Genomic DNA, 24,054 nt, shown 5'->3' with positions numbered 1-24,054 from the left:
TGCGCATTTGAACCGTGGGATCTGACGAATCATGCGTACAAGACCATCCTCACAGCGCGGGCATGGCCAGCAACGTTGAGACTCCAGGCCCATCTTGACGTCTTGTGGCTGGGGTGGCTGCGATAGGCAGTGCCGAATGACAGCCCGTTTTGTTGGTCATGTGTGCCTGTCTATTGTCGGTCAAGGTTTCAGGGCGCCGTTGGAAGTCTTTATGGATCTGCTCGAGCGAACCCAGAGCGCCCCGACCGGGGTTCATTAACCGAGTGTTGCACTTGGAGTTGGAGGCTGCCCTCGTTGAAGATTCTTAAAAACAAACACACCTCCCAGCGTCGCGGCGATGGCGAGAGCAGTGGTAAATACAGTGCTGCCCGTTTCAAGGCCAGCGGCATCGATAAAATATCCCGTAGCAACTGGTAGCAAGCCTGCTGGGACATAGCCGCCGATATTGAGTACTGAATTGGCTTCAGCCCGATGGTTATCAGGCACATGGATTGCAATCAGCATCAACCCGCCGAGCTGTCCTAGGCCTTGTCCCGCTCCAGCCAGCAACGCCGCCACGATGAGCAGCACTACTAGCGAGGCGTGAATAGCGATCGTAAGGCTAACCATCGCCAGAATTGTCGAGATCGATCCTAGCAGTAAGATCGTGCGAATGTGCAAACGGCTAACACTGAATTGCACACCCGTTGCAGCCAGGAACATCGCGCAAGCCATACCTCCGGCGATCAACGGGCTACGAACTTCCAACAACTCTGTTAACACTGATGGCCCAAGCGAAAGCACGAACGATGTAGCCGTAATACCCGGGGCAAAAACCACGATGCCCAATATAAGGTGGCGACGGTTTGGCTTTGGCACCGTAGGCAGGTGAAGTTTTGTATGAGGATGACTGCCCCCCCTGACACGTCTAAATCCCTCATGGCCTGGAAGCGTGGTGGCAACTATTAAGGCGCTGACCAGTATAATCAATTCAATGGAGAAGATGGGAATTACGGGCTGCGGAAGAATCTGTGCCATAGCTCCACCCAGCAACGGCCCAAGACCTGCACCGAACACCATGGCGACTGATGCCGCCAGGGTCGCACGCCGCTTGCGCTCAGATCCGCCCGTGTCGACGACTGCCGCCATGCCAGCTGAGACGATGACGCCAACGGCAATACCAGTTAGCAGTCGTGCAATACCCAACATGACGATGGATGAGGCGGTCGCGAAGAGAACGCACGCCACGATGGCTGCAAGCAGGCCAGGAATGAGTATAGGTTTACGGCCCAGCCGGTCGGAAAGTTGCCCTGCGACCAGCAGAGTAACCAACAAACCGGCGATGTAGGCGGCGAAAATCACTGTCAAAGTCCCGGCAGAAAAACCAAGCTGCTGTTGCCAATGCACATACAGCGGGGTGGGAGAATTCGAGAGCATAAAAACGGCTGTCACCATCCAGGCAGCCGCCCACATCCGCCAGGGCGATGGTTGTGATAGCTGGGTATCGCTGCAGGCAGAAGGCGGTAGGACGGTAGCAGGCGACGTGTCGAGGGTAGGCATGGCATTTCCTTATACGAGTTTTATCGTACAGTAGCACAAGTTCGACAAAACTCGTACATGTGCTATTATCCGCCTGTGAATATTCCCCGTACCCCAGCTTGCGACCCCGAGTTGCCATCCGACTTACCGAAGCCGCTACCTGAACCGGCAATCAGTTTACTTCGTCTTGAGAAGGTCATGGGAGCACTCGCAGATCCGTTGCGGTTGACCATCGTCCACAAGCTCATGCTCGAATCGGTGGCCTATGATCATCCCTGCGGGTGGTTCGGTTTAGATCGTCCTAAGTCTTCGCTGACCCATCACTTCAAGGCTTTACGTGAAGCTGGCTTGATCCGCCAGCGACAGTACGGGCTGGAGCGCCGCAGCCGGCTGAGGACAGAAGACCTCAATGCACGCTTCCCCGGCTTACTGGAATTAGTGGCGCATTGGAAATCGTCGCACTTATAAAGAATTTCTATAAATAACTGCTGCTTAAAATGGGAGGATTACCTTGTGTTCGGGGGAAAACTCCCAGGCCCATTCGCTACCGCGAAGCGGTTTAGTTCAATGCCCAATTAACGGGCAAAATAATGTTGGCTGAAATGTTGAACGAAGTGAAAACAGCCAACTTTATTTTGTCCCTGTTTAATTTATTGTTATTTTTTTTAGCTGATAATTATCACCAACTGCACCCACATGACTAGTACAATGCTACTTGATAATAAAAATGCTAAAAACCTATGAATTGGATTGTTATATGTAACATGAATAACTGAGTGAATTATACGAAAGGCAACAAAAGCCCAAGCAAAACCTAGCATTAGTTGGTTGTTAATATCTAAAGTTAGCAGGATAATACCAACCGCATAAAACAAAATTGGAACTTCAAGTAAATTGGAAAAATTACGACCTAGTTTAACTATGTTATCGGGTGGAGTATATCCAGCGAATAACTTAAAATACCTGCGATCCACTAATCCTTTTTTCGCACTAATTAAGCGAGATATTCCCGTACTAAATCCAATAACAAATGTAAGAACTACAAGTGCAAACATTGGGTAAATAATTTCCATTTATTGATAAACTCCTTTAGTTGAATAAAAACATAACGCCAAAATCAACCGGCGCCCCACTTGGGCGTCCGCCAGATCGTTAACGAATTTGGATGGCTGATTACAAAGCAATTGCACCCGTTTACCGCCAACATTCTACCGAAACTGATGCTTGATGACCTCAAAGTGCCGTACATAACGTCCGCCATCATTGATGACAAAGCCGCAGTGACGCGCAGATTTTGTCATCAATGATGGCCTGGTTATGTGAGTTTAGTCGACAACGAACAGCTTGGCTCCCTGCTCCGTCGATGAACGGTGAAGCTCTGCATTGTCTGCGACCTGATAGCTCGAACCAGGGCTGAGTACAAAGCGGCGACCGGGAGCTATAACGCGATGCTGGGCAAGCATTTAGACGACACTTGACGCCATCAGGCGGGGTCTATAAGTTTAGAACTTATCCGCCGGGTGCAACCCAACTCCGCTGGCCTCTATAGAAAAAGGAATACGAAATGGCTACACGCCTCTCTGGCTTATTCGCCGCAGGATGCCTCGGTGGCCTCGCCACCGTACTCACGCTCTGGCTGTTCGGAATGCTGGGAATTTCCGCGGCGTTGGGTGTTGCACTCGCGCCCCCGCTCACACCGTCTATGATCTATTCATTTATGATATGGGGCGGCATCTGGGGGTTTGCGTTCCTGTTGCCCCTCGGTAGCATGAACATGTTCGCGCGCGGGTTGCTGTTGAGTCTTGGGCCCACCATCGTGCAATGTCTGATAGTGTTCCCGATGAAATTGGGCGTCGGTGTTCTGGGTCAGGACCTAGGCACCCTGACACCGTTACTGGTACTGATCTTCAACGCAGTTTGGGGACTCGTGGCGGCCTGGTGGCTGATACGGCAGGAAGCCGGAGTGATGAACACCGTCTAAGGCCTTTCGGGACAGGAGCGTCCCGCGCTTCACATGGAAGGGTGAAAGCACCCTTGCCGGTGAGGAGCGGGGCGGATTTATAACACCAGTGCGCGCAAGTCCGCCAGGAACTTGTCCACCTGGGCCTCGGTGGTGGACCAGGAACACACCAGACGGGAGCAGCCACCAATAAAATTATAGAACCGCCAACCCTTTGCACGGAGCGCAGCCTGGACCAATTCCGGCAACTCCACGAACACACCGTTCACCTGGCGCGGGTAGCGCAACTCAATACCCGGCAACCCCGCGAGCCCATCGGCTAATCTTTTTGCACAGGCATTGGCATGGCGGGCGTTGTCCAGCCAGACATTGCCCTCCAGCAAACCGCACCAGGGCGCAGAGATAAAGCGCATTTTCGACGCCAGCTGTCCGGCTTGCTTGCACCGCCACTCGAAATCTTCCGCCAGTTTCCGATTGAAGAACACAACCGCTTCACCCAGCGCCAGGCCGTTCTTGGTGCCGGAGAAACACAGCACATCGACGCCCACCTTCCAAGTAATCTCCGAAGGATGTATGTCCAGCGCCGCCACCGCGTTGGCAAAGCGGGCGCCATCCATATGAATACTGAGCTTATGGCGGTCGGCCACTGCCCGGATGGCACGCAGTTCTTCGGGCGTGTAAACGGTACCCAGCTCCGTCGCCTGGGTGAGGCTCAGGGCTTTGGGTTTGGGAAAGTGGATGTCGCTGCGCTTGGTCACCAGCTGCTCGATGCTTGCTGGCGTCAGCTTGCCGTCGGGCCCATGCCCTAGCAACAGCTTGGCACCATTGGACGCATACTCCGGCCCACCGCACTCGTCGGTCTCGATGTGCGCCATCTCATGGCAGATCACACTGTGGAACGACTGGCCGATAGAGGCCAGCGCCAGCGAATTGGCGGCGGTGCCGTTGAAGACGAAGAAGACATCGCAGTCGGTATCGAAAAGCTCGCGCAGGCCATCAGAAGCCCGCTGGGTCCAGACGTCCTCACCATAGGCTGGCTCGTCCGACCGGTTGGCCTCGGCCATGGCGGCCCAGGCCTGCGGGCAAATACCACTGTAATTGTCGCTGGCAAACTGCTCAGACTGAGACACAAATGCGCTCCTGGAATCGTGGTCCGGTTAGCGGACAGCCCTTTACGTTACACGATTCTGGCCATTACGCCAGTAACGCCAACGCCTGAAGCGCTAACCAAGCAATCTAATGATGTGCTACACAGTAAGCGCCAATAAATCGACCCACTTGCCTTCAGTCGATCTGCGGCACTTTTTTTGAAGTCCGCTCCAGATCTACACCCCACGGCAGCAATGCTTCCAGCTTTTCCAGCGTGTCTGCTTCGGCAATGCGGTCCAGCACATATTGGATATACGCCGAGGGCTCCAGACGGTTTGCCTTAGCGGTCTCGACCAGGGAATAGCAGGTTGCACTGGCACGGGCGCCCCGTGAAGTATCTGCGAACAGCCAAGCCTTTCGACCTAGAGCGAACGGACGGATAGCGTTTTCGGCCAGCACGTTGCTGATCTGTAGGTCGCCTCGTTCGCAGTAACCGATCAGGGTAGGCCATTGGTTCAGCGTATAATCCATGGCCTTGCGAGTCATAGTGCCTTTTGCGACCTTGCCAGCATTAGCCTCCAGCCAGATCTTAAGGGCTTCCAGCCTGGGAACGCTCAGCTCCTGACGAATGCGGTAACGCTCATTGTCACTCAGCTCTTTGATCTGGCGCTCGATGGCGTAGAGTTTGTTGATGTGGCTTAGAGCCACGTCGGCCTTGGAGACCTTTGTGGGTTTGCCTTTACCTTGAGGTTTGGACCCTTTGATAGCTTCCACGAACTTACGTCTCGCGTGGTCCCAGCAACCAATTCGAGTGATGTTGTTGTCTCGGCACACTTTGCCATAGCCAGAGTAACCGTCGGCTTGCAGAATACCCTTAAAGTCGTCGAGCAGACGCACCGGCACTTTGCCCGCCCGTGATGGGTCGTATTCAAACAGAACCGACGGTTGCCCTGGCGGGCCACCGCGGGTGACCCACATCCACTTATCAGACTGCGCCGTTTTGCCGTCTTCTTTCAGAACGTACATTCGGGATTCATCGGCTTGCAGGTAGTCACTGCTGTTTTGCACTTCGCGCATCAGATTGATGAGCGGTTTGAACACGTCATCCAGGCGGATAACCCAGTGTGCCATGCTGGTGCGGCTGATCTCATGGCCCAGGCGTTTGAGCATGTGCTCCAGACGATACAGAGGCAGGCCATCGGCGTATTTTGAGGTAATGATGTAAGCCAGCAAAGACGTGGTGGCCGTGCACTTGCCCAGCGGATGAACCGGACGGGTGGCTGCCAGGATACGCTCTTCACCATCTTGCTCGAACACGGCTTTTTCCTGCCAGTATTCCAGAACTTTGAGTTGGGCCGGGATGAACTGAAGCTCTTCTTTAACCTTGGTGAAGAAGGTCTTGCTGGCGCCGACCTTCTCTTCGTCGCTGAGGGTCAGTTCGATGCGCTCACGCAGCAGTGTATCCGAGAAGCCACGCTGGCGACGTTTACGGGAGGCCGGTGGTGCACTTATTCTATGAAACCAGGGTAAAAAACGTTTATCGAAGCGGCGGAAAAAGCCGACCGCCTTGAAGTTCTGTCAATAACTGTTCGGACAGCTAATTGGAGCTCACTGAGGCTCCGCCTCCACAGAAACTTTCGAAACGTTGTATTCGCAAACCTGTCGACACGACGTCATCATGGGGTTGAAAAGAGCTATATTCATACCATCACTAACAGAGCTGCGATAAACAACGCCGTCAAAACCACATTTCTTAGCGAATTCACAGAGAAATTGGCTAGGGATGTAATCGATTGCCGCTGCCTTAGGGAGTACAGGGCGGGTCAACTCCTCACCGAGACGCTCAAGGAACATTACATCACCTCTTAAGGTCGCCACATCACTTTCGTCGTCAAGAATGAATGGCGAGACTGTCTTTTTGGGCTCTCTCAGATCTACAAGCTTCAATCCCTCAGGGATAAGAAACTCACCTACTGAAATTTTTTCCCCTGTGTGTGGCCTAATCTCAGATATCGCAGTTAGGACTGTTGAAGCAAGGTACAGATAAGGTATGCCCGCGGGATTAGCGCGGCCATGAGTGGACGAAATCTCTGGAGGGGCACCCATCTCGCTTTTCTCATAAGGTCTAGCTGACTGAATTCTAGCTCTGTAAAACAGCTTGTCAGATGTGAGTTCATCGAATATTAAGTGGGGGAAAAGCTCTCTGAGGCGCTCAAGATCCAAACCCATTTCAGGAAAAAATCGATTTCTGTGTTTGAGCTCTTCTCTCAAACCATCCCACTCCTCTAGGCTATTGGTATGGCAACTCCTTAGAGGCGAGAATGGTTTTCTAACAATGTCGCCATCATCCAATATTTCGGAAAGTAAATCCTTAGCGTGTGCTTTTTCCATTTGAGGTAGGTCAAAAATTGCCCAGTCCTCTTTAAGCCACTCAACAAGGAGCTTTCCCTCCGGATCTGGTGAATAAATACTGAGAAGCAACTCAAAGCGCTCCCGCAGAGCGACCGGTTTAACGAGCTGAACATGATGTGCCTTGCAAAATGAGCAAGTACCTTCGTTTTCTGATATCGAGGGTATTACTTCACGCTTGATATACCGATCACCTATGCAGTTCCCACAACAGAAACGCATTATTGCTCCCGTTTTGCGAAGATTGCCATCGTTTCAAGATGATGTTTCATGGAGAGTTTTTTTGCAGTGCCTAGACCAGGAAAATGTTTTTTTTCATGTAAGCGGATAAACTCTTTAACCGCATCAGTCTTCCAGATTTTTGTATTTGGCTCGTTTACTGCATCAATTAACTTATTGAGAGCTTCTAAGAATTTTCCAGCAGGGTCTGTCGGCGAATCTTGCCTTATTGACTTAAAATGATGGACGTACATGATACTGTCTTCATCTTCATCAATATACGTTAAGTGTATGGCGACCGCATAGGCTGGGCCACCGCCCTCCGAATAGTCATCCCCAACTATAAGAAAATCGCCAAAACCATCCACTCCCTCTTCCGTATAGGTAAGGTGTAGGTCTGAGAACTCTTCCACTTCGGGGTGCTTGCTGTTTGTGCGTTTTTTAAAGCCATCTCGAATCAGTACACGATCATATTTTTTGAAATTTCGACGATAGATCTTTCCGCAATTATTTTCGATGAAAATCTGCCGAGCATCCAACTCATTTTCTGACAACCACGCTGAGAGGTCCTTTGGTCTTTTAAAACCGCTATGTATAAAGGAAATCCTCTTTGCCGAGAAAAGCTTGTAAAGGCGGGCAACTTCTTCAATTGAGGTGGTCTCAAGCAAAAGAATCCCAATCGTAATGTAAGGGGAGTCATTAACATCTTCTGCAATAAAATCCTGCAAATTATCATGCTGATGGGCATGATCACCGTACCGGGGGTTCGCTATCAGAATGCACTCGGCTTTTGCCTCATCTAATGAAGCCAAGCACCTATTCAAACTGCTGAGCGATTCTTTAACAGGTTCGATAATGGGAATAAAGCCAGACCCCACCAGCACATCAGTGGTTTCTCTGATAGTGAGCAGGTCATACTGTTTGCCTCGGAAAAAAGGAAAATACATGCTTAAATCCATTTTTTAGCAGTTTCAATTGGCAGGCCTAAAGTCTCCAGCACCCTTGACCTATCCTTTATTCTCAGGGGCGTAGTAAGCGCATTAACCTTCAAAGAGCTGGGAAGCCCTGAAATAAAATCCTTCAAGTAGCTTTGTGAACGTGAGATTTTCAGTACCTTAACAGATGCCTCATGTACAATTTTACCAGGCAAACTATCAAAAATTTTCGCCAGTTCTGTATATAGCTGGGTATTGGGAACACTTGGAGTTCTGATGCCAAGCTCAATTAAAACTTCAGATGCTTCTCTCAGTGAAAGCGAATTAAAGAGAGCAGATGACAGTATGTTATTTGAGTTATCTTGCCCTTCGCGTACTACGGAAATTTGATTACGCTTGGTTAAACAATGAATGCCAACTATTTCAGGTAAAAGGTTCTCGGCGTCTGCAATGTGCTTTGCAGCAAGAACAACATTCACTCTACCGAAAACTTGTAAATAATCAGAAATTTGACCCGATAACCTACAAAGTTTATCCCGCTCAGACTTAACCTCATATACCGTCGTAGTACCATTAACTACTACGATATCAGCTTTTGAAGATCCTGCTCTATACTCGGAAAGTAGAGCTGCAGTATTCAGATTGTGAATACCAAGAATCGTCTTTTTCGCCAAAGCAGCCTTGTATACATACTCGGATCTGTTTCCCTGCTTCAGCCTTAAAAAGGCATATTCAAACAAATCGCCGATACTGCCGCACCCAACCTGATCAAATAAAGTGCACTGACGAGCCAGTCTAGAAAGGGCTGGCGACCTTCCCTTGGCTGCCAGCTCTTTATAGATTGACGGAGAGAAGATTCTCGCTAATGCGACATCTCTAACCGCTTGGCGTTGTGTCGTTTTTACTTGGTTCATAAAGGCTCAAGTTAATTTGTTCTTGGACCGAGTATAGTTAAAAATCAATGAAAACCAATAGCTACTTAAGACGAGAGAAATTACCAAGTCATGTAGATGGTCGATGCCAGGCGCTTGAAGTCAACTGTCTACATGAAGAAAAAGAACTTGCTTTGCTAACAGGAATATACAGTAACCTATTGAAAAATATGGTGCTCCGAGCCGGAATCGAACCGGCACGACCGTGAGGTCGAGAGATTTTAAGTCTCTTGTGTCTACCTATTCCACCATCGGAGCATTTCGAGGGGATGTTTTTGAGCGAGGAATTGTATAAGGCCGCGTTCGCTAACGCAATTCGGATTGTCCTCTATTTTCAACGATCTGTTTTGAGTGCACCGCAACACCCCGATAAATGTAGCCGGCAATGCGCGGCGCATTTGCTAGATAGAAGGTGTCTAGCTCAACGATTTCAAAGTCTGCGCTGCGGATCAGGTCGGCAATGGGTCGGTTCAGGTGGCAGCCGCCGCCAATGCGCTTCCAGGCCGGCGTTATTCGGTGTTGCCAGCGCTGAACCTTGGCATCCGGTGATTCGCCGTGCTCCAGAAACAGCAATTTGCCATCGGCGCGCAAAACTCTTTTCATTTGGATCAGTGCTTTTTCCCAGCCGGCTATGCTGCACAGCGTAAAGGTGAGCACGACTGTGTCTATGCTGTCGTCTGCCAGCGGAATTTCCTCGCCTGGTAAATTCAGCCACTCTAGGGGCACTGGTGATCGATTGGCATTTTCGATGGCTTTGTGACGCATACCGGCCGACGGCTCCAGGCCGTATACTTGTGTAACCTCGCCGGGCTTATAAAGCGCCAGGTTGATGCCCGAACCCATTCCCACTTCCAGCACAACACCTTTGGCCCTGGGCACCAGGCTCTGGCGCAACGCCATCAGGTCGTTACTGGCGCACACTTTGGCAACCAGGTGCGGCAGTATTTTTTCTTGGTAAAATCCCATTCGTAACACGCTCGTAAGTTGTTAATTTATCTCGCTAAGCTATAGTTTTTGTAAGTCGCAACCTCAGGCTCTTAATGTATGTCAAGAGTGCGACAATCTGTCCGAGGCGCGCGGCTGTATAAGATAGTAGGATGCAATCTTCTGCTGGTAATAACAACACGAAAGATACCAAAGGCAGCCGCCGCCAAGAGCATAAGCTTCTTGGTTCTGTGTGAGAAGTTACCGGAGGTTCTATGGAACTCGATCCCGTCTTGTTGTCGCGAATACAGTTCGCGTTCGTGGTGTCATTCCACGCTATTTTCCCAGTATTCACTGTGGGTCTTGCTTCTTATATTGCTGTGCTGGAAGGCCTGGCCTTTAAAACTGGCAATCAATCATGGGTTCGCCTGTCCTCGTTCTGGACCAAAGTTTTTGCCGTGGTTTTTGGCATGGGCGTGGTCTCCGGGATCGTTATGTCGTTTCAGTTTGGTACAAACTGGAGCAACTTTTCCCAAGCGACTGCCAACTTTCTAGGGCCAATGCTGAGTTATGAGGTGATAACGGCCTTCTTCCTGGAAGCTGCGTTTCTGGGCGTTTTGCTGTTTGGCCGTAATAAAGTTCCGCCCGGTGTGCATCTGTTCGCCGCCATTATGGTGGCTACCGGAACATTTATATCGACCTTCTGGATTCTATCGGCCAACAGCTGGATGCACACACCGGCAGGCGTCGAACTGCGTGACGGCATTTTTTACGTGACGTCTTGGACCGAAGCGATTTTCAACCCTTCTTTCCCCTACCGCTTTACCCACATGGTGCTGGCATCATTCCTCACAGGTGGCTTTGTTGTGGCCGGCGTGAGCGCTTGGTATCTACTCAAGGGCCGCGAAGTAGAGGCCAACCGGAAAGCGCTGTCTATGTGCCTTTGGCTGCTGTTGATAGTGGCGCCGACTCAGGCGGTGGTTGGTGATTTTCACGGTTTGAATACGCTTGAACACCAGCCCATGAAAGTGGCCGCTATGGAAGGCCACTGGGAAACCGGGACCAACGTTCCTCTGTTGCTGTTTGCTATGCCAGATCAGGAAAACCAGACCAACCATTTTGAAATTGGTATCCCTGGCCTGGCGTCCTTAGTGCTCACTCACGACTGGAATGGCGAAATCCTGGGCTTGAACGAAGTTGCTGTCGAAGAACAGCCACCGGTTGCGATTGTGTTCTGGTCTTTCCGCGTTATGGTGGCCCTTGGTTTGCTGATGATTCTGTTTGCCCTGACAGGTTTAGTCCTGCGCCGTGGCGACAAATTTTGGCGCACCAAGTGGTTCCTGCAGGGTCTGCGCGTCATGAGTATTACGCCGTTTATTGCGGTATTGGCAGGTTGGTTTGTGACCGAAATTGGGCGTTCACCGTGGCTGGTCTATGGCATGCTCGATTACTCGGCGGCCATTACACCGTCACTCACCGGCGGCATGGCGCTGTTCACCCTGATTGGTTATGTGGTGGTGTATTCGATGGTGTTCTCGGCCGGTGTTTACTATCTGATGAGGGTTTTGTTTGAGGGTCTTGAGGCGGACTATGAAGAGCCTGAGTCACAAACCGAACGGCCGAAGCGTCCCCTGTCTGCGGCGCACACTAAATTTGAAATTGGTAAAACCAATGGGCAGCCAGCTAACCAGGGAGGACACTGATTATGGGAATGATTGATCTAGCATTAGTCTGGGCGTTCATTATTGGTTTCGGCATAATCATGTATGTGATGATGGACGGCTTCGATCTGGGCGTGGGGATTCTGTTCCCCTTCGCGCCCTCGGAGCAGGATCGCGACACCATGATGAATTCGGTGGCGCCGGTTTGGGACGGTAACGAAACCTGGCTGGTGCTTGGCGGTGCCGGGCTGCTTGCCGCATTTCCTCTGGTTTACTCCATATTGCTGCCCGCTCTGTACATCGGGGTGTTCCTGATGCTGGCGGGGCTTATTTTTCGCGGCATTGCGTTCGAGTTCCGTTTTAAGGCGCGCACCTCGCGCTATTTGTGGAACTGGGCGTTCGCCGGCGGCTCAACCGTGGCAGCGTTTGCACAGGGTGTGGTGGTTGGCAGTTACATTCAGGGCTATGAAACCGCCAATCGGGTTTACGTTGGTGGCGCGCTGGATTGGTTAACTCCGTTTACCGTAATGACGGGCCTTGGCTTAATTGCCGGCTATGCGCTTTTGGGCTCCACCTGGCTAATCATGAAAACCGAAGGCCGGCTGCAGGAATGGGCGTATAAGATCAGCCTGCCTCTGCTTACAGCGGTTTTAGTGGTGTTCGGCATTATTGGTGTGTGGACGCCCTTCGTTGACGACATGGTACGTGACCGCTGGTTCGACAACCTGAGCATAATCTGGGTGTTGCCGGTTCTGACCTTGCTGTTTGCCTTTCAGATTTTCCGTTCCGTGCGCAACCGGCTCGAGGGCATGCCGTTCGTCGCGACCATCGGACTTTTCATCACGACGTATTTTGGGCTGATTGTTAGCCGCTGGCCCTACGTGATACCGCCCAACTACACCCTGTGGGACGCAGCATCGGCGTACAATTCACAACTGTTCCTGTTAATAGGTCTGCTGATTGTGATTCCCTTTGTACTGGTGTACACCGCTTGGACCTACTGGGTATTCCGCGGCAAAGTGCGCGCCGGCGAGGGATACCACTAGGTGGCTGAGCCCGAAGCGCGAAACGCCAAGGCCATGAATAACGGTGGTACCGGCGATTTATCGGCGGTACCACCGGGTTCAGAGGTAAAGCAATGGTTAAAAGGCTTAGCCAAAGCACACAACAAAGGCGTTAACGGCACGGCGGTGGCAGGTTTGCTTGCAGGCCTTGCCACCATCGTACAGATGACCTTGTTGGCCACGATTATTCACCAGGGTTTGGTGGAAAAAGTCGACTTGGCTGCACTAACACCCTATTTTTTGGGCTTGTTGGCCACGTTAGGGATTCGGGCGCTGGCCCAAGGTTGGCAAACCACTCTGGCGTCACGTTGCAGCCAACAGGTGCGCCATCAGGTGCGTCAGCAACTTAACGATTGCTGGGAAGCTTCCGGTCCGGTGAACCTGAACCAGTCCTCTGCTGGCACGCACAGCCGCGAATGGCTTGACCACGTGGATGCCCTGCACGGCTACTTCGCACGTTTTCTTCCGCAAATGCTGATTGCCACCCTGCTACCGCTAATGATTCTGGCGTTTGTCTTCTGGCTAGATTGGCTGGCGGGACTTTTCTTACTGTTTGCAGCGCCACTGATTCCGTTGTTCATGGCTTTGGTGGGTATGGGCGCTGAATCATTGAACCAACAGCACTTTCAAACCGTCAGTCGCCTGTCTGGCCAGTTTCTGGATAAGGTACGCGGGCTGACCACTTTGCAACTGTTTCAGCAAACCGGCCCTGCGGCCGAGGTTCTGCAACAGCGCTCGGACCAATACCGGTTTATTACCATGAAAACCCTGCGGTTGGCGTTTTTGTCGTCAGCCGTGCTGGAGTTCTTTTCGTCTGTGGCCATCGCCGTTGTGGCCATGTATGTGGGCTTCGGCCTGCTGGGCTCCATCGCCTTTGGCCCGGCACCGGATTTAACGCTGTTTTCCGGTTTGCTGGTGTTACTGCTGGCTCCAGAGTTTTTTCAACCCTTACGCACGCTGTCACAGCACTATCACGATCGTGCATCCGCCCTGGGTGCCGGCGCTGAAATCCTTAGTCGGCTTAACTCGTCCGGCACGATTGGCTCGCGGGTTCGCCCTACCCCCTCGCAGGACAGCATCGGGATAATGGTTCACGATGTCAGCTTTGGCTTTGGCAAAAACAAGCTGTTGTTTGACCGGGTGTCGTTCAGCGTCGGCCGCGGGCAAGCACTTGCGCTAACGGGGCCCTCTGGAGGGGGTAAAAGCACCTTACTGAATATGATAGCGGGATTTATTGCCCCACAAAGCGGTGCCATTACCATTTTTGACAAGGCCCCCGGCCAGCAAGCGTTTGGCTGGTTAGGGCAAAAAGGCTTTTTGGTTGACGGCACCTGGGCCGACAACCTGCGTTTAACCGCACCACAGGCCAGCGATAGCGATGTAGCAGCAGCGCTGGAACAGGTTGGCCTGGGGCCCTTGCTTGCCCTGCGTTCGGATGGCATTCACAGCAAAGTAATGGAGGATGGCCAGGGCCTGTCGGGTGGGCAGTCACGGCGCCTGAGCCTGGCGCGCATTCTGGTGGCAGATTATGACCTAATCTTACTGGATGAGCCCACCGCAGCGCTGGATGCCGACAGCGAACAACACATTGTGCAAACGCTGTCCAAATTGAAGCAGCAAGGCAAAACTCTGGTATTTTCCAGCCATCACACGGCGTTGCTCACACTGGCTGATCGGGTGCTGCAGGTGGTGGATGGCAGGTTACAGGCCGCGCCTGAAGGAGGTCACGATGATTAATGCCCTGCGCCCTTGGTTGCGGCTGATTTTTCACCGTCGTAACCGCTTGCTGATCGGTGCTTTGCTGATTTTGCTAACGCTGCTTGCAGGTATTGCTTTGTTGGCGGTGTCTGGCTGGTTTATTACCAAAACCGCTTTGGTTGGCCTGTTGATCGCCATGGGAGTTCAGGCCACGATTGAGCTGTATATGCCCGGCTCGGCCATTCGCCTGTTTGCGGTTTCGCGTACGGTATTCCGCTACCTGGAACGAATTTACAATCACGAAACCGTGCTACGACTGTTGGCCGACATTCGGGTAACCCTGTTTAAACGCCTGGCACTCGTGCCCCGCAGCCAGCGCTCCCCAATGACAGGCGCACAATGGCTGTCACGCTTGCTCACCGATGTGGACGCGCTGGATACTCTTTATCTGCGCCTACTTGCCCCTGCGGCCCTAGCGGCCCTGGTAAGTGTTGGGGTTATTATCTTGTCCGCCGCGATTTTTAGTGTGCAAACCGGCGCGTTGGTAGCTGCCTGCCTGGGCCTTTCCTTTGTGCTGGCAACGGGCGCTGTCTACATGCGCACCCATAGCTTGGCTCAGGCCCAAAGTGAGCGCCAGGACACGCTACGAAGCCAGCTGGTTCAGCACATTGAAGGTTACGCAGAGCTTACCGCCGCTGGCCGTGCCCGTAACCACAGCGCCTTGCTGATGCAGCAGGCCGAGCAGTTAACCAGCGAGCAATGCATTATCGAAACTCGGGCTGGCTGGCACCTTGCCGGCTCAAGCCTGTTGATAAACCTGGCAGTAGTGGTGGCTCTGTGGATGGGTTTTAGCCTGTACCAGCAGCAAATGCTGTCTGGCCCGGTGCTGGTCTTACTGCCCATCGCTTTATTAGGATTGGGCGAGGTGTATGGTATGTTGCCCGACGCATTTTCCCGCCTTGGCGGCACTGTGGCATCTGCCCGGCGCCTGAACCGCGATACAGCAGAAAGCGCCGAGCACCGCAATGTCACCTTGGCGAAGACGACTGGCTTGGAAGCGCTTGAAAACGGCGATTTTGCGGTCGCGGTTTATGATCTGCAGCTGCGCCACGGCAACAGTCAGCCTTTGCTGGCCAGCTCTCTCAGCTTCAAACTCAAGCCCGGGGAGTGGCTAGGCTTTACCGGCCGGTCAGGTAGCGGAAAATCGTCCCTGGCAGACGCTCTGAGCGGGCTGATAAAGCCATCAGGCGGCAGCGTTAGCAGCCTTCCGGTTGCTTACCTGACTCAGCAAACCTATCTGTTTGACGACACCTTGAGAATGAACCTGCAAATGGCCAACCCGCAGGCCAGCGATGCCGATCTATGGCAAGTGCTGGATCTGGTCGAGATGGGAGACCGCTTTGCCGATGAGCCAGCCCAGCTGGATACTTGGCTGGGCAGTGGCGGCAATGTGCTGTCTGGCGGCGAAGCCCGTCGCATCGCATTAGCGCGAGTGCTGCTAAGTCCTGCGACCGTGTTCGTGTTGGACGAACCATTCACCGGTGTCGACAACGCCCTGCGTGACCGCATACGCTGTCGCTTAGCACAACGATTGGTGGGCCGTACGGTGATCAGCCTGGCTCACAGTACGGATGCACTGGCCGGTGGCGCTGCTACAATTGCGCTTTAATATAAATACAAAAATTTCGGGAATTACTATGTCCTCGCAAATAATACTTCCACGCATCCTGCAGGTTGGCGCCGGCGCTAGCGAAGAATTACCCAATGTACTTGCCAGCCTGAATTGCAGCCGACCGCTGATTATTACCGATAAGATGATGGTCGAACTGGGCTATGCAGACTCGCTCAAGGCGCGCCTTCTGAAGCATTCGATCGGTGCTGACGTGTTCAGCGATACCGTCCCGGAACCCACAGTGGGCTCTATTCAGGCAGGCGTTGAGCAGGTTCGCAACGGCGATTACGATTGTATTGTCGCTCTTGGCGGTGGCAGCCCGATTGACAGTGCCAAAGCGATTTCGATATTGGCCCGCTTCGGTGGGGTGATGAGCGATTACAAATTTCCGCGCATCGTCAATGAAAGCGGAATTCCGGTGATTGCGGTGCCAACCACCGCCGGTACAGGTTCGGAAGCCACCCGCTTTACCATCATCACGGATGAAACCAGTGATGAAAAAATGCTCTGTGTGGGCATTGGCTTTATGCCGGTCGCGGCGCTGGTGGACTACAACCTGACCCTCACCGTACCTGCCCGAACCACCGCAGATACCGGCATAGACGCCCTGACTCACGCGATGGAGGCTTACGTCAGTCAGAAAGCGAATCCGTACAGCGACTCCCAGGCGCTGGCCGCCATGCGCTTGCTGGGGCCAAACTTGCGTACCAGCTATAAAGACGGAGCCAACAAGCCAGCCCGTGAGGCCATGATGCTGGGTTCAACCCTGGCGGGTATCGCATTTTCCGCTGCGTCCGTGGCGTTGGTGCATGGCATGAGCCGCCCTATTGGCGCTGCGTTTCATGTGCCGCACGGTTTGTCGAACGCCATGCTGTTGCCGGCCGTTACCGAGTTCTCCATCCCCTCAGCGCCCGAACGCTACGCGGACTGCGCTCGGGCAATGGGCGTTGCTGACGAGGCCGACAACACCAACAGCGCCAATCAGAAACTGCTGAAAGAACTCTATGCGCTGAATGAAGAGCTTCAGGTACCCACCCCTGGCGGCTTTGGTATTGATCGCGCCAAATTCTTTGAGTTAATACCAACAATGGCTCAACAGGCTCTTGCGTCAGGGTCCCCCGGCAACAATCCGCGAGTGCCAACGGCACAGCAGATTGCCGAGCTTTACGAGAAACTCTGGTAAGCCGGCAACATGCCGTTGACTGGAGCCCCGTTTTAGCGGGTTTCCAGCACGTCAAAGCTCAAACCGGCACGGCTGGTCAAGCGCTCCAGCAACGGCTGGCCTAGCAACGATGCAGGGGTCCAGAAACCACCGTCCCGGTTTTTCGGAATATCGAATGCCAGGCAGCTTGCTGCTTCGCCAAGCATGCGACTAGTAGCACCGTAACCCGGGTCGCGATCACCTTTAACTCGGGTAATGATCGTGCGCCCGTCAGCTGTTTTTCCGACAAATCGGATGTCAAAAAAACCAGCTTTCTGGGCATCCGGGCTGGGACCCTCGCCTGGCTGCGGCACGAATTTTTCAATAGCCCAGCGCGTGGGTTTCACCGCAGAACCCATAAAAAATCCTGCCAATGCTGCAGTGATACCGTAGGCAACCAACCGGCCCTTCACACCGCGGCCGGTCATAACCGCTTCGTCGTAAGTAAATTCCTGGCCGTAGCGGGTATCTTGCAGAGCGTTGGAACGGTGAATGACACGGGTGTTGATAGCGCCCATCACAAACGGTGCCAGCCAGCTGTTCAGGGTTTTATCAAACTGCGGGCCTTTCAGCGAAGGCTGGCGGGTTTTTGAACGGTGGCCCGCTGGGCTGATGGAGAACGGATTCGCCATAGAGCGGCGCAGCTCAGGATCGGCGGCCATTTCTTTGGCGATATTAATCATTGATGCGACTGTGCCGCCGGAGAGTGTTCCCTTGGCCGCTTTCACTCGCATACGGACATCCTGGCACACGCTGCCAAAAGCGCTCTGTGCCTGTTGCTGAAGGAACCAGACACCCATATCTGAAGGTATAGAGTCGAAACCGCAGCAATGAACGATGCGTGCGCCGGATTCTTTCGCTCCCGCTTCATAGCGCGACACCATTTTACCAATCCATTGTACCTCGCCGGTAAGGTCACAGTAGTCTGTACCGGTTTCAACGCAGGCTTTGATCAATGCTTCGCCGTAAAGTGCGTAAGGGCCAACCGTAGAAATAATAACCCGGGTGCGCATGCACAGTGCCTGCAGTGCCGGCTCGTCGGTGGCATCGGCGACCAATAGCGGCAAATCGGCAGCGCCTGACCCCAGATTGCTTCTGAGTGCTTCAAGCTTTGACTGGGAGCGGCCGGCTATGGCCCAGGACACATCGCCGCCCACGCCATGGGTGTCGTACAAATACTGGGTAAGAATCTGACCGACAAAACTGGTGGCACCGAACACCAACAGATCGTAAGGGGGCTTTTTACGTGCACTCATCACTATCCCTGCCTGCGTTTTCAATGGTATTTTTCATAAAAAAAGGCACCAAAGAAGGTGCCTTTTTCAATAGAACCAGAAGCTTATTAAGCTTTCTTAAGTTCTTCTTCAAGTTGCGGTATCGCTTCAAACAGATCCGCAACCAGGCCGTAGTCGGCTACCTGGAAGATAGGCGCTTCTTCGTCCTTGTTGATCGCAACGATCACTTTGGAGTCAGACATACCCGCCAGATGCTGAATAGCACCGGAGATACCAACGGCAATGTACAGCTGTGGCGCAACGATTTTTCCGGTTTGACCTACCTGCATATCGTTAGGCACAAAGCCGGCGTCAACAGCGGCTCGGGATGCACCAACAGCGGCACCCATCAAGTCGGCGATCTGCTCCAGCATTTTGAAGTTTTCGCCGTTCTGCATGCCGCGGCCACCAGAGACGACAATCCCGGCGCTGGCAAGATCAGGGCGGTCCGATTTCGCTTTTTGCTCACTGACAAACGTGGACAAACCTGCATCTTTCACCACGTCCAGCTGTTCCACCGATGCGGAGCCACCTTCTGCTGCTACCGGGTCGAAGCCGGTTGGGCGCACGGTGATCACCTTAACGCTATCGCTGGATTTTATAGTGGCGATGGCGTTACCCGCATAAATCGGGCGAACAAAGGTGTCTGGGGCTTCAACACGAATGATGTCAGAAATCTGAGCCACATCCAACAATGCCGCTACGCGGGGCATGGTGTCTTTGCCCGTACTGCCGGCCGCTGCCAGGATGTGGGTGTAACCCTCGGCCAGCTCAACAATCAGCTGGCTCAGGTTTTCACCCAAAAAGTGGCCATAAACCGCGTTATCAGCAACCATCACCTTGTTAACACCGTCAGCCTTTGCTGCAGCTTCCGCGATGGCACCCACGTTTTCACCGGCAACCAACACATCGATGTCGCCACCGATAGCCTTGGCGGCTGCGATAACACTCAGGGTCGCCTGCTTCAGGCTGCTGTTGTCATGTTCAGCAATTACAAGGATGCTCATCAGATCACCTTCGCTTCGTTCTTCAATTTGTTAACCAACTCTGCCACGTCTGCAACTTTGACACCTGCCTGGCGTGAAGCCGGGGCTTCCACTTTGACGATTGTCAGGCGCGGAGCGACATCAACACCCAGATCAGCCGGGCTGATGGACTCTAGAGGCTTTTTCTTCGCTTTCATAATGTTAGGCAACGACGCGTAACGCGGTTCGTTCAAACGCAAGTCCGTGGTAACAACCGCGGGCAACGTCAGTGAAACGGTCATCATGCCGCCATCTACTTCACGAGTTACGTTTACTTTGTCACCGTCGATCACAACTTCAGACGCGAATGTGCCTAGGCTCATACCTGCCAGCGCGGCCAACATCTGGCCAGTTTGGTTGTTGTCTGAGTCGATAGCCTGCTTGCCCAGAATAACCAGATTGGGTTGCTCTTTATCGACCACAGCTTTCAACAGCTTGGCAACCTGCAAAGACTGAATCTCTGCGTCTGTTTCAATGTGAATGCCACGGTCTGCGCCCAATGCCAGAGCGGTGCGAATCTGTTCCTGACAGGCCTTGGGGCCAATAGAAACCACCACAATTTCGCTCACAACGCCCTTTTCTTTCAGCCGAACCGCTTCTTCAACAGCGATTTCGCAGAATGGGTTCATTGCCATTTTTACGTTAGCGAGATCAACGCCGGAGTTGTCCGGCTTTACGCGCACTTTTACGTTATAGTCAACTACTCGTTTTACAGCGACCAGAACCTTCATAGATTCCTCGTTCTTCTACGATGTGTTTAAAGACGTATCAGCAAATTCAATCGGAGTATCTGCTGCGGGAGTGCACCAATACTGCCGATAAAGCGAAAGCGGGTCAATACAAATGGCGCCGTTTAGGTCATGCCGGTACAGCCGTAGCGGCTTGAGAACAGGGAGAAAATCCCCACACATCAATTAAAACAAACGTTTGTTTGGCATGTCAGGAAGAAGCAAGAAGAGTTACTATGGTTACAAAGCTAGCTTAACTTTAGCCGTAGACAGTCGTCTGCAGCGTTTTTTACACGTATAATTGCGCACAGATTTTGACGGGTCCGGTTCAGCCGTGGCTGTCCAACATTTAAAAAATATGGTTGAGGAGACTAACGTGGAACGCGAATCGATGGAGTTTGATGTTCTGATCGTCGGTGGTGGTCCTGCCGGCCTTTCAGCAGCCTGTCGCATGATGCAGCTTGCCCGGGATGCAAGCCAGGAACTAACGGTTTGTGTGGTGGAAAAAGGCTCCGAAATTGGCGCCCATATCTTGGCCGGTACCGTTTTTGAGCCAACCGCTTTGAACGAGCTGTTTCCAAATTGGAAAGAGCTGGGCGCACCGTTGAATACTCCGGTCACCCGTGATGATATTTTCCTGCTGAAAGATCAGGAAAAGGCGACCAAAATACCCAATGCTTTTGTGCCAAAGAACATGCACAACCACGGCAACTACATTATCAGCCTGGGTAATTTCTGCCGCTGGCTGGGTGAGCGTGCCGAAGAGCTCGGTGTCGAGGTCTATCCCGGTTTCGCAGCGTCGGAAACGATTGTGGAAGACGGCCAGGTCAAAGGCATTATTACCGGCGATATGGGCGTAGCCCGTGATGGCAGCCATAAAGATAGCTACATGCCCGGCATGGAACTGCGCGCCAAATACACTCTGTTCACAGAAGGTAGCCGCGGCCACCTGGGCAAGCGCCTGATCAACGAATTCAAGCTGGACGCGGGTAAAGACCCTCAGCATTACGGCCTGGGTATTAAAGAGTTGTGGGACGTTGACCCAGCCAAACACGAACCGGGTCTGGTTGTGCACACCACGGGCTGGCCGCTGAGCGAAAGTAACTCGACCGGTGGCTCGTTCCTGTATCACCTTGAAGGTGGACAGGTATATGTAGGCCTGATTACCGATTTGAGCTATAGCAATCCACACCTAAGCCCGTTTGATGAAATGCAACGGCTCAAGCACCATCCGGAAATCAAAAAACATCTGGAAGGCGGCAAGCGCGTGTCTTACGGCGCCCGTGCCATTACCAAGGGTGGCTTTAACTGCTTGCCGAAAATGAGTTTCCCGGGCGGACTGCTGCTGGGCTGTAACGCCGGCACTCTGACCTTCTCCAAGATTAAGGGCACCCACACTGCCATGAAATCTGGAATGATGGGTGCAGAAGCAGTATTTGAAGCGCTGAATGCGGGTAAAACTGGCGAAGAGATCACCAGCTTTGAAGACCATTTCAAAGACAGCTGGTTATACAGAGAACTGTACAAAGACCGCAACTTTGGGCCCAGCATTCACAAGTTTGGCCCAATCATTGGTGGTGGTCTGGCTTATTTGGAACAGAATATTCTGGGCCGCAGCCTGCCTTTCACCCTGCACGACACACTGGCCGATCACAATGCGATGAAACCGGCGGCTGACTGCAAGCAGATCAGCTACCCGAAACCAGACAATCGGCTTACCTTCGACAAACTAACGTCGGTGTTTATCTCTAACACCAACCATGAAGAAGATCAGCCGGTTCACCTGCAGCTGAAAGATCCAAGCATTCCGATAGAGCACAACCTGCCGATTTACAACGAAGCGGCTCAGCGGTACTGCCCAGCGGGTGTGTATGAGGTGGTTGAAGCGGAAGATGGCAGCGGCAAACGCTTTCAGATTAACGCGCAGAACTGCGTGCACTGCAAAACCTGCGACATTAAAGACCCTTCCCAGAATATTACCTGGGTAACGCCAGAAGGCGGCGGCGGTCCAAACTACCCCAACATGTAATAGTAACAGGCAAAAAAAAAGGCTCCCGAGGGAGCCTTTTTTACGAGCAGTCCACAGTCATTTAATGAGCGTGCCCGTGTTCCTGTTCTTCGTCTGTTGCGTCGCGAACTTCAACAACTTCAACATCAAAGTGCAGGGTCTCGCCAGCCAGAGGATGGTTCGCATCAATAGTAACGGTCTCGTCACCTACTTCAATAACGCGCACCACTTGGGGGCCGTTCGGCGTCTCCGCCTGGAACTGCATACCCGGTTCGATGGACTCTACGCCTTCGAACGCGCTGAGAGGAACCGGCTGAACCAGCTCGTCGTTCTTTTCGCCATACGCTTCAGCAGGAGCCACTGAAACTTTCATGGCTTCACCGGCGACTTTTTCATTCAGTGCGCTTTCCAGCCCAACGACGATGTTCTGTGCGCCTTCCAGGTAAGACAGCGGCTCCCGACCTTCTACGCGGGAGGAATCCAGTTCTTCTCCCTGGTCATTGGTGAGCGTGTAATGGATGGATACAACGCGGGGTTGTGCCATGTGATCTCCTTGCGTGTCTAAAATGACTGTATTGAATTCGTGTATACCCAGCTTAACAACGACTAAACCGCGATATCCATTATTTTTTGGGGCGCAGACAGAGTTTTCAACCGTTGCCGGTCAATTTATAGAAATTTCCTTCGCTGAGCACGCCAACCACGGTTTCGCCGCCTATTAAACGCTCAACGGCCAAATCCGCCAATTCGTAGTAAGCTGCCGTTACCAATCGTGCCTGCACACCATGGCGTACCGTTATTAGTGGCCGGGGTTCACCAGTACCAGGGTAAGTGTCCATCTGCAGCGGGTGGTCGGCGCCAATATTGAGAATTTCTCCCACATTGGTGGTTAGCGTTATCACCTGTTGTTCGCCCTGCCCGCTTACCGTTAGTGAGTGCGCCAGTAGCGGTGTGTCTTCCACTTGAATTCGCCATTTCTCAACCGGTGAAACCAGGTAGTACTCGCCGTCATCTTCTAGCCGCAATATGGTGGAAAACAGCTTCACCAGCGCCTCGCGCCCAATAATATTGCCTTTAAACCACCAATCGCCGGCGCGATCTATGCGCATCTCCATATCGCCAGAGAGCGGCGGATGCCAGTCTTGCAGTGGCGGTAAACCTTTGGCAGGAACAGACTTTGCAAGCTGCTCCAGGTCTGTCGACTGTTTGCTCATAGACGCCTCCCTTAATGGATAGCTACGGTGAAGGTCAGGGAAAAAACTGGTTTTTCAAGTCAGCGCAGCCGGGGCCGACGATGGGCATGCTCAGCAGCACGGCTTGGGCCGTCATGAACGCCGCGCCGCGCCGGTGGCCGTCTGTCAGCAGGCTGGTAAGCACGCCGACCAGTGGCATGTGCGATACCAGCAACAAAGGTGAGGCCGTACTGGCCAATAACGCGTCCAGGCAGCGGGCCGGATCGTCGTCTGGCGTAATGAACAGTTTTTCTTTAACCGGACAGTTCAATCTTTCGGCCACTATCGCAGCGGTTTGACGGGCACGAACCAGGGGGCTGCACCAGATAAGCTCAGGGCGGCTATCACTTTCCGCCAGCTGGGCGGCCACTCGGGCAACCTGTTGCCGACCCACGTCGGTAAGCTCGCGCTGATCATCTTGTGCGTGCCGGCCTGCTTCGCCGTGGCGCATTATAAAAAGCTTCATCAATAACCTCTAAGCGTATGATTAGCTTGAAAAACAAGT

Annotated in this window: 21 protein-coding genes, 1 tRNA gene and 1 pseudogene; 8 read left to right on the top strand and 15 right to left on the bottom strand. The window is 52.8% G+C overall.

What is annotated here, in order from left to right; translation table 11 throughout:
- Positions 1-255: 255 nt before the first annotated feature.
- Positions 256-1,539 (bottom strand): MFS transporter, encoded by a 1,284-nt coding sequence (locus tag MIH18_RS00890; RefSeq protein WP_249013653.1) that lies wholly within the window; start codon positions 1,537-1,539, stop codon positions 256-258.
- Between the two features lie 177 nt (positions 1,540-1,716).
- Between MIH18_RS00890 and MIH18_RS00885 the strand changes: the two genes are divergently transcribed.
- On the top strand, positions 1,717-1,986 hold the full coding sequence (locus tag MIH18_RS00885; RefSeq protein ID WP_249008919.1) for a transcriptional regulator: 270 nt from the start codon (positions 1,717-1,719) through the stop codon (positions 1,984-1,986).
- Between the two features lie 197 nt (positions 1,987-2,183).
- On the opposite strand, the gene MIH18_RS00880 is transcribed toward MIH18_RS00885, so the two are convergent.
- A complete protein-coding gene (locus MIH18_RS00880; RefSeq protein ID WP_249008920.1) occupies positions 2,184-2,591 on the bottom strand; it encodes an MAPEG family protein in 408 nt (135 codons plus the stop codon).
- A gap of 491 nt (positions 2,592-3,082) precedes the next feature.
- Here MIH18_RS00880 and MIH18_RS00875 point away from each other — a divergent pair, with 491 nt between their 5' ends.
- Positions 3,083-3,499 (top strand): hypothetical protein, encoded by a 417-nt coding sequence (locus MIH18_RS00875; RefSeq protein WP_249008921.1) that lies wholly within the window; start codon positions 3,083-3,085, stop codon positions 3,497-3,499.
- 77 nt (positions 3,500-3,576) lie between these two features.
- Here the strand turns inward: MIH18_RS00875 and MIH18_RS00870 are convergent, their stop codons facing one another.
- From MIH18_RS00870 to MIH18_RS00840, 7 genes and pseudogenes are all read right to left on the bottom strand, one after another.
- Positions 3,577-4,608 (bottom strand): low specificity L-threonine aldolase, encoded by a 1,032-nt coding sequence (locus tag MIH18_RS00870; RefSeq protein WP_249008922.1) that lies wholly within the window; start codon positions 4,606-4,608, stop codon positions 3,577-3,579.
- A gap of 154 nt (positions 4,609-4,762) precedes the next feature.
- A pseudogene (locus MIH18_RS00865) lies at positions 4,763-6,049 on the bottom strand (IS66 family transposase); the annotation flags it as partial.
- Between the two features lie 126 nt (positions 6,050-6,175).
- Positions 6,176-7,048: an RES family NAD+ phosphorylase gene (locus MIH18_RS00860; protein ID WP_249004965.1), complete on the bottom strand. Its 873-nt coding sequence runs from the start codon at positions 7,046-7,048 to the stop codon at positions 6,176-6,178.
- A gap of 149 nt (positions 7,049-7,197) precedes the next feature.
- Positions 7,198-8,142: a sce7725 family protein gene (locus MIH18_RS00855; protein ID WP_249004966.1), complete on the bottom strand. Its 945-nt coding sequence runs from the start codon at positions 8,140-8,142 to the stop codon at positions 7,198-7,200.
- Between the two features lie 2 nt (positions 8,143-8,144).
- On the bottom strand, positions 8,145-9,044 hold the full coding sequence (locus tag MIH18_RS00850; protein WP_249004967.1) for a sce7726 family protein: 900 nt from the start codon (positions 9,042-9,044) through the stop codon (positions 8,145-8,147).
- A gap of 189 nt (positions 9,045-9,233) precedes the next feature.
- A tRNA-Leu gene (locus MIH18_RS00845) sits at positions 9,234-9,320 on the bottom strand.
- Positions 9,321-9,368: 48 nt separating this feature from the next.
- Entirely contained in the window at positions 9,369-10,028 is a 660-nt protein-coding gene (locus tag MIH18_RS00840; RefSeq protein ID WP_249013652.1) for a class I SAM-dependent methyltransferase, read from the bottom strand.
- Between the two features lie 233 nt (positions 10,029-10,261).
- Between MIH18_RS00840 and MIH18_RS00835 the strand changes: the two genes are divergently transcribed.
- Genes MIH18_RS00835 through MIH18_RS00815 form a run of 5 tightly spaced genes read left to right on the top strand, consistent with a single transcriptional unit; the run spans position 10,262 to position 17,264 of the window.
- The gene (locus MIH18_RS00835; protein ID WP_249013651.1) at positions 10,262-11,689 is read left to right on the top strand and encodes a cytochrome ubiquinol oxidase subunit I; all 1,428 of its coding nucleotides are present in this window, start codon (positions 10,262-10,264) and stop codon (positions 11,687-11,689) included.
- A 2-nt stretch (positions 11,690-11,691) separates the two neighbouring features.
- Entirely contained in the window at positions 11,692-12,693 is a 1,002-nt protein-coding gene (gene cydB, locus MIH18_RS00830) for a cytochrome d ubiquinol oxidase subunit II (protein WP_249004970.1), read from the top strand.
- On the top strand, positions 12,694-14,448 hold the full coding sequence (cydD, locus tag MIH18_RS00825; protein WP_249004971.1) for a thiol reductant ABC exporter subunit CydD: 1,755 nt from the start codon (positions 12,694-12,696) through the stop codon (positions 14,446-14,448).
- Positions 14,441-16,078, top strand: a complete 1,638-nt coding sequence (gene cydC, locus MIH18_RS00820; protein WP_249004972.1) for a thiol reductant ABC exporter subunit CydC — start codon at positions 14,441-14,443, stop codon at positions 16,076-16,078. Before cydD ends, cydC begins: the two co-directional genes overlap by 8 nt.
- A 28-nt stretch (positions 16,079-16,106) precedes the next feature.
- Positions 16,107-17,264, top strand: a complete 1,158-nt coding sequence (locus tag MIH18_RS00815; protein ID WP_249004973.1) for an iron-containing alcohol dehydrogenase — start codon at positions 16,107-16,109, stop codon at positions 17,262-17,264.
- A 32-nt stretch (positions 17,265-17,296) separates the two neighbouring features.
- Here the strand turns inward: MIH18_RS00815 and MIH18_RS00810 are convergent, their stop codons facing one another.
- The 3 genes from MIH18_RS00810 to MIH18_RS00800 all read right to left on the bottom strand — a co-directional run bounded on the left by MIH18_RS00810 (position 17,297) and on the right by MIH18_RS00800 (position 20,312).
- A complete protein-coding gene (locus MIH18_RS00810) occupies positions 17,297-18,538 on the bottom strand; it encodes a saccharopine dehydrogenase NADP-binding domain-containing protein (protein ID WP_249013650.1) in 1,242 nt (413 codons plus the stop codon).
- An 86-nt stretch (positions 18,539-18,624) separates the two neighbouring features.
- Entirely contained in the window at positions 18,625-19,563 is a 939-nt protein-coding gene (locus tag MIH18_RS00805) for an FAD-binding protein (RefSeq protein WP_249013649.1), read from the bottom strand.
- Positions 19,563-20,312: an electron transfer flavoprotein subunit beta/FixA family protein gene (locus tag MIH18_RS00800; protein WP_249013648.1), complete on the bottom strand. Its 750-nt coding sequence runs from the start codon at positions 20,310-20,312 to the stop codon at positions 19,563-19,565. The genes MIH18_RS00805 and MIH18_RS00800 overlap by 1 nt, the downstream gene beginning before the upstream one ends.
- Before the next feature lie 373 nt (positions 20,313-20,685).
- On the opposite strand from MIH18_RS00800, the gene MIH18_RS00795 reads away from it, so the two are divergent.
- Positions 20,686-22,338 carry an electron transfer flavoprotein-ubiquinone oxidoreductase gene (locus MIH18_RS00795; RefSeq protein WP_249013647.1) on the top strand — a complete coding sequence of 551 codons (1,653 nt, stop codon included), beginning with the start codon at positions 20,686-20,688 and terminating at the stop codon, positions 22,336-22,338.
- 61 nt (positions 22,339-22,399) lie between these two features.
- Here the strand turns inward: MIH18_RS00795 and MIH18_RS00790 are convergent, their stop codons facing one another.
- From MIH18_RS00790 to sixA, 3 genes are all read right to left on the bottom strand, one after another.
- Complete coding sequence (locus tag MIH18_RS00790; protein ID WP_249004978.1) at positions 22,400-22,861, bottom strand: peptidylprolyl isomerase; 462 nt, start codon at positions 22,859-22,861, stop codon at positions 22,400-22,402.
- Between the two features lie 106 nt (positions 22,862-22,967).
- Positions 22,968-23,531 carry a DUF1285 domain-containing protein gene (locus MIH18_RS00785; RefSeq protein ID WP_249013646.1) on the bottom strand — a complete coding sequence of 188 codons (564 nt, stop codon included), beginning with the start codon at positions 23,529-23,531 and terminating at the stop codon, positions 22,968-22,970.
- A 34-nt stretch (positions 23,532-23,565) separates the two neighbouring features.
- Positions 23,566-24,015 (bottom strand): phosphohistidine phosphatase SixA, encoded by a 450-nt coding sequence (gene sixA, locus MIH18_RS00780; RefSeq protein WP_249004980.1) that lies wholly within the window; start codon positions 24,013-24,015, stop codon positions 23,566-23,568.
- Between the last annotated feature and the right edge of the window lie 39 nt (positions 24,016-24,054).

This window comes from Marinobacter sp. M3C, from assembly GCF_023311895.1.
In the GTDB taxonomy this organism is placed as follows: Bacteria; Pseudomonadota; Gammaproteobacteria; order Pseudomonadales; family Oleiphilaceae; genus Marinobacter.
The sequence above is the reverse complement of the archived record's forward strand: the minus strand, read 5'-3'. Positions and strand labels throughout refer to the sequence as shown.

Bases quoted from the DNA above. Each gene is read 5' to 3' on its own strand.
- MIH18_RS00890 (WP_249013653.1), bottom strand. From the start codon at position 1,539: ATGCCTACCCTCGACACGTCGCCTGCTACCGTCCTACCGCCTTCTGCC.
- MIH18_RS00885 (WP_249008919.1), top strand. From the start codon at position 1,717: ATGGGAGCACTCGCAGATCCGTTGCGGTTGACCATCGTCCACAAGCTC.
- MIH18_RS00880 (WP_249008920.1), bottom strand. From the start codon at position 2,591: ATGGAAATTATTTACCCAATGTTTGCACTTGTAGTTCTTACATTTGTT.
- MIH18_RS00875 (WP_249008921.1), top strand. From the start codon at position 3,083: ATGGCTACACGCCTCTCTGGCTTATTCGCCGCAGGATGCCTCGGTGGC.
- MIH18_RS00855 (WP_249004966.1), bottom strand. From the start codon at position 8,142: ATGTATTTTCCTTTTTTCCGAGGCAAACAGTATGACCTGCTCACTATC.
- MIH18_RS00850 (WP_249004967.1), bottom strand. From the start codon at position 9,044: ATGAACCAAGTAAAAACGACACAACGCCAAGCGGTTAGAGATGTCGCA.
- MIH18_RS00840 (WP_249013652.1), bottom strand. From the start codon at position 10,028: ATGGGATTTTACCAAGAAAAAATACTGCCGCACCTGGTTGCCAAAGTG.
- MIH18_RS00835 (WP_249013651.1), top strand. From the start codon at position 10,262: ATGGAACTCGATCCCGTCTTGTTGTCGCGAATACAGTTCGCGTTCGTG.
- cydB (WP_249004970.1), top strand. From the start codon at position 11,692: ATGGGAATGATTGATCTAGCATTAGTCTGGGCGTTCATTATTGGTTTC.
- cydC (WP_249004972.1), top strand. From the start codon at position 14,441: ATGATTAATGCCCTGCGCCCTTGGTTGCGGCTGATTTTTCACCGTCGT.
- MIH18_RS00815 (WP_249004973.1), top strand. From the start codon at position 16,107: ATGTCCTCGCAAATAATACTTCCACGCATCCTGCAGGTTGGCGCCGGC.
- MIH18_RS00810 (WP_249013650.1), bottom strand. From the start codon at position 18,538: ATGAGTGCACGTAAAAAGCCCCCTTACGATCTGTTGGTGTTCGGTGCC.
- MIH18_RS00805 (WP_249013649.1), bottom strand. From the start codon at position 19,563: ATGAGCATCCTTGTAATTGCTGAACATGACAACAGCAGCCTGAAGCAG.
- MIH18_RS00800 (WP_249013648.1), bottom strand. From the start codon at position 20,312: ATGAAGGTTCTGGTCGCTGTAAAACGAGTAGTTGACTATAACGTAAAA.
- MIH18_RS00790 (WP_249004978.1), bottom strand. From the start codon at position 22,861: ATGGCACAACCCCGCGTTGTATCCATCCATTACACGCTCACCAATGAC.
- MIH18_RS00785 (WP_249013646.1), bottom strand. From the start codon at position 23,531: ATGAGCAAACAGTCGACAGACCTGGAGCAGCTTGCAAAGTCTGTTCCT.
- sixA (WP_249004980.1), bottom strand. From the start codon at position 24,015: ATGAAGCTTTTTATAATGCGCCACGGCGAAGCAGGCCGGCACGCACAA.